At 54.8% G+C, this 850-nt stretch carries 1 protein-coding gene; it reads left to right on the top strand.

Translation table 11 applies throughout. The annotated features are described in order from the left end of the window. A partial coding sequence (locus ACYVG7_RS10085; protein ID WP_460882994.1) for a PBECR2 nuclease fold domain-containing protein occupies positions 1 to 675 on the top strand: 675 nt, incomplete at its 5' end. Positions 676 to 850: the final 175 nt, after the last annotated feature.

Here is an 850-nt window from a genome sequence, read left to right as displayed (position 1 = left end):
ACCTATGAGTATGTGAACAAGAAGACCGGCGAGGTGATGCAGGTGCCCAAGGGCATCGACCCCGGTTTTGATTACTCGGTGGGTGAGGCCAAGTTCGGCCGTCGTTTAAGCCAGGATGAGTATGACTTCTGGAAGGACGATCCGGCTCGCTGGCAGAAGTTAACGCCAGGGGATTGGCAAACTGCCCAGCGTCCAGCCCGAGTTCCATTGCGAGATTTACCGATCAAGTTAGGGCATCGGCTACATGATCATTCAGCGGTGGTTGATGAATTACGCCTGGTGCTGGGTGCTGATAAGGCTGCGATGGAAACCCCCATGGGGCAGATTGTCATTGATGCTGTATTTTTGGGGAAGCATATAGACCCAGCTCGCTCAGAGTTTTTGCCTCTGCTGCCTGATGCGTTAACTCGCCCGTTCGAAATCTGGCAGGGTTTTGAACAACATAGAGGCACGGGCCAGATGGTGATTAGAAATCGGTTTATCACCGCATACGATGTGGGGAAGGGCCGAGGGATCTTGGTTGTCGCAGAAGTTCTGAAAGGCAAGTTGCAGGCGTGGACGTTCATTCCGGTGAAGCCAGGATATTTGCAGCGTCAACGGGTGGGGATGTTGCTATGGGGCGAAGGTTCGGACCTGGCTCATGCCGCTGAGTCGGCGGGGGCAGGCGAGAATTGAGGCGGCACTCTCTCGGAAGCTCCGAATCTTGATTATAGGTATCAACTCGAAAGGGAATCAACATGGCTGGCGCATTTATCACCATCACCCCATCCGGGCATGAGTCGGCGCTGGAGTTGCTGCAGCAGTTGTATGACAAGACCGGCGATATCAGCCCCGCGCTGGCCGATATCGG

The organism is Pseudaeromonas pectinilytica, assembly GCF_054780855.1.
Note: the sequence above shows the minus strand (reverse complement) of the source record. Positions and strands in the feature narration are given on the sequence as shown.